The sequence below is a fragment of the Polaromonas sp. UBA4122 genome, from assembly GCA_002381615.1.
GTDB lineage: Bacteria > Pseudomonadota > Gammaproteobacteria > Burkholderiales > Burkholderiaceae_C > Polaromonas.
In genome coordinates this window covers 491-4,369 of the sequence record DFWY01000111.1, presented here as the reverse complement: position 1 = coordinate 4,369, position 3,879 = coordinate 491, and the positions used below count along the sequence as shown (strand labels likewise).

The following is a 3,879-nucleotide window of genomic DNA, read 5'->3' as shown; positions in this document are numbered from 1 at the left end:
GCCTTTCACGGCGCACACTGAAAGGAGTCATTCGGTGATGGCGAGTGATTGAATCCAAGACCCGTTGCAGTCACTCGCTCCACACGAAAGCGGGCAGTCGGCTCAATGCCTCCACGCTGTCACCACGCTCGGCATCAGGGCGATCACCCGGTTGACCGAACGGCGCTCGCCCGCACCCCGCTCAGTCTAGTGACTTGCGGAAGCGCAGCACGGCGAGCGCAAACAAACCGAGGCCTAGCGCTGCCAGCGCCGCCATCTGCGGCCAGAGAACGTCAATGCCGACGCCTTTGAGATAGGTGCCACGGATGATGATGAGGAAATAGCGGAGCGGATCAAGGTAAGTGAGCCACTGCAAGGCATCGGGCATGCTCGAGATCGGGAAGCTGAACCCCGAGAGAATGAACATTGGATTGAGCACGAAGAAGTTCGACGCAAAAGCCTGCTGCTGCGTCTTGCACAGGGTCGAAATCAAGAGGCCGATGGCGAGCACGCTGAACAGGAAGAGGCAGGTACCGAGCAGCAGCACCATCGGATTGCCCTTGAAAGGCACCTGAAACCAGAGCATGCCGACCATCGCCACGAGCGACACTTCAATCAGGCCAATGAGAAAGAACGGCAGCGTCTTGCCGATGATGAACTCGATCGGCTGGATTGGCGTGACCAGAAGCTGCTCGAGCGTCCCCACCTCGCGTTCGCGGACGATGGCAAAGGCGGTGAGATTGACGATGGTAATCAGGGTCAGCGTGCCGATCAGACCGGGAACAAAGAACCAGCGGCTGTTGAGATTAGGGTTGTACCAGTAGCGCTCCTGCAGATTCACGTTCACCAGCGGCCGGCCGAGCGCGCGGCCGGTGCGTTGCGCCAGGTCCTGCGCGTAAGTCTGGCCGAAGGCGCCGGAAATCTGGCCGACGTAACCGAGCGCGATCAGGGCGGTGTTGGAATTAGTGCCATCAACCAGCACTTGCAGCGGCGCACTCTGTCCCTTGCGCAACAATTCGGAAAAGCCCTGCGGCACGACGATGCCGAGCTGTGCCGTGCTGCTTTCGACCGCGTCCTGCACATGCCGGCGCTCGGTCGCGTCGGCGACAAGCTTGAAGCGGCTGCTATGGACGAAATCCGCTACCAGCGCCCGGCTCTCCTGCGTCTGGTCCTGATCGAGGATAACCGTCGCCACATTGAATACTTCGAAGGTCGCGGCGTAGCCGAACAGCAACATCTGCAGCACCGGCGGCACCAACAGGCGCAAGCGCGCCGACTTGTCGCGTTTCAGTTCGAGGAACTCCTTCAGCAGTAGATGGAAGATGCGTCCGATCATGGCCGACTCAATCGAGCGTCTTGCGGAAGGCGCGTGCCGCCAACACCACCATCACCATCGCGTACAGCGCCAGGCAAAAAATCGGCAACACCAGTTCACCCCAGGGCGCGCCCTTGAGAAACAGCGCCTTGAGAATGGTCACGTAGTAGCGGCCGCTGACCAGGTAGGTGAAAGCCTGCACCGCCGCCGGCATCTGATCGATGGGGAAGGAAAAACCGGAGAGCAGCGTCGTCGGCAACATCGTCAGCACCAGCGCCACCTGGCTTGCCCCAACCTGGCTGCGAATCGACACCGAGACGTAGTAGCCGATGCACAGCACCACCGTAAGGAACAATCCGGTGGTGAAGAAGAGCGCTGCAAGCATACCGCGGAAAGGGACTTCGAACCAGAACACCGCCAGAGCTAGACAGATACACGCGTCGACCATGCCGACGACGAAATACGGCAGCAGCTTGCCGAGCATCAACTCCATCGGCTCGACCGGCGTTGACACCAGCAGCTCCATCGTCCCGCGCTCCCACTCGCGGGCGATGGTGAGCGAGGACAGTTGTGAGCCGACGATGGCCATGACCAGGGCAACGACCCCCGGTATGATGAAGTTGCGGCTCACCAGATCCTCGTTGAACCACACCCGCGCCCGCACCTCGACCGGCGTCAGTGTCTGCACGCTGCCACCTCTTTGCTGGATGACATCGAGCTGCACGTCGGCGGAATAGCCGGCGACGACAGCGCGGGCATAATTGGCGGCAAGGTTCGCCGTGTTCGTGTCGGTCGCATCAAGCAACGCCTGCACCACGCCCTCGCCGGCATCGGCCAGCCCCTTGGAAAATCCGGCCGGGATCACGATGGCCACGCGGCAACGGCCGGTATCGAGGCTGCGCCCAATCTCGGCGTAGCTGCCGGCAAGCCCTTGCAGCGCAAAATATGGAGAGGCTGCGAAACGGCGTAGCAAGCCCTGCGACTCCTGGCTGCCCTCGCGGTCGTAGGCGCAGAGCGGGATATGCTTGACGTCGAGGCTGACGCCATAACCGAGCAGGAACATCTGCAGCAGCGGGATCAGCAGCGCGATCATCAGACTGCGTGGGTCGCGCACGATCTGCAGGCTCTCCTTGACGACAATCGCCTTGACCCGCCGCCATCTCACGATGCACCCCCTGCCTGCGCCGAGCTGGCGCCGACGAGGTGCACAAAACTGTCTTCGAGCGACGGCTCGATGCGCCGCACGCGCGCACCGACAAAGCCCGCTGCGCCTAAGCGTGCCAGCAACTCGGGCGAACGCGCCGCGGCGTCATCCACCAGCGCATGCAATGCACTCCCGAACATCGCCACGTCTTGCACGCCGGGCGCTGTTTCGAGTTGCGCGACGGCATCGCCAATACGATCGCCCTCCAACGCCAGCAATTCGCCACCGAGCGAGCTCTGCCTCAATTCCTGCGGCGTACCGAGGGCGATCAGGCGGCCGCGGTTGATCAGCGCGATACGGTGGCAATACTCGGCTTCGTCCATGTAGTGCGTGCTCACCAAAACGCTGACGCCCTCTTCGCTCAGGGCATGGATCAGATCCCAGAACCGCCGGCGTGAGCTGGGGTCGACGCCTGAGGTCGGTTCGTCGAGAAAGACGATGGCCGGCCGGTGCAGGATGGCAGCACCCAGTGCGAGACGCTGTTTCCACCCGCCGGCCAGGGTCGCGACCAGCGCATTCTCACGCCCGGCCAGACCGGCCATGTCGACGGCAAAACGCAGTCGCGCGGCAATGTCAGCACGTCTAACGCCGTAAATACCGCCGAAAAACCGCAGGTTCTCGACCACGCTTAGGTCGTTGTAGAGCGAGAATTTTTGTGACATGTAGCCTATGCGCTGGCGCACCGCCTCCGGGTCGCGCGCAACGTCAATGCCTGCCACCAGCGCCCGCCCGGCGCTGGGGCGCAGCAGGCCGCAGAGGACGCGGATCAAGGTCGATTTGCCAGCGCCGTTGGGGCCAATGAAACCCATGATCTCGCCGCGCCCCACAGAAAAGCTCACGGTGTCAACAGCCACGAATGTTCCGAAGCGCTTGACCAGCCCGTCAACAATGATCTGCGCCTGGCTGTCGCTCATCAGGCATGTTCCTTCACGCTCTCCTGCTCAAGCAGGGCGACGAACAGATCCTCGATGGTCGGCTCCACCTCCTCGATCGCGCTCACGGCAACACCACCTGCCGCCAGTGCCGCAGCGATCTGCGGCAGACGCTCAGGCCCATCAACATGGACATGGACGCCAATACCAACAAGCAGCACACCCTGCACCCCTGGCAGCGCACGTACGGTGTCGCGCGCCCGGCGCGGATCGGCAGCGACAAGCTCTAACATCGCCCCCGGCATGTGAGCCTTCAGCCCCGCTGGCGTGTCGCAGTACATCATCGTTCCCGCGTGCATCAAGGCGAGACGGTCGCAGCGCTCGGCCTCGTCCAGATAGGCGGTGGAGATCAGCATCGCCACGCCCTCACCGCGCAGCGAGTAGAGAATTTGCCAGAACTCGCGCCGCGACAGCGGATCAACGCCGGTGGTCGGCTCGTCGAGCAGCAG

4 protein-coding genes are annotated in these 3,879 nt (G+C 62.7%); all 4 read right to left on the bottom strand.

Annotation, left to right across the window (positions count from 1 at the left end):
• Positions 1–181: 181 nt before the first annotated feature.
• On the bottom strand, positions 182–1,315 hold the full coding sequence (locus tag B3F77_RS14765) for an ABC transporter permease (RefSeq protein ID WP_293605690.1): 1,134 nt from the start codon (positions 1,313–1,315) through the stop codon (positions 182–184).
• Between the two features lie 7 nt (positions 1,316–1,322).
• Positions 1,323–2,459, bottom strand: a complete 1,137-nt coding sequence (locus B3F77_RS14760) for an ABC transporter permease (RefSeq protein WP_293605689.1) — start codon at positions 2,457–2,459, stop codon at positions 1,323–1,325.
• Positions 2,456–3,412: an ABC transporter ATP-binding protein gene (locus B3F77_RS14755; protein ID WP_293605688.1), complete on the bottom strand. Its 957-nt coding sequence runs from the start codon at positions 3,410–3,412 to the stop codon at positions 2,456–2,458. Before B3F77_RS14755 ends, B3F77_RS14760 begins: the two co-directional genes overlap by 4 nt.
• Positions 3,412–3,879: DUF4162 domain-containing protein (locus tag B3F77_RS14750; protein WP_293605687.1), on the bottom strand; the 468-nt coding region annotated here is incomplete at its 5' end. The genes B3F77_RS14750 and B3F77_RS14755, both read right to left, overlap by 1 nt.

What these genes read in the sequence shown, in the direction of transcription:
- B3F77_RS14765 (WP_293605690.1), bottom strand. Translation starts at nt 1,315, where the DNA reads ATGATCGGACGCATCTTCCATCTACTGCTGAAGGAGTTCCTCGAACTG.
- B3F77_RS14755 (WP_293605688.1), bottom strand. Translation starts at nt 3,412, where the DNA reads ATGAGCGACAGCCAGGCGCAGATCATTGTTGACGGGCTGGTCAAGCGC.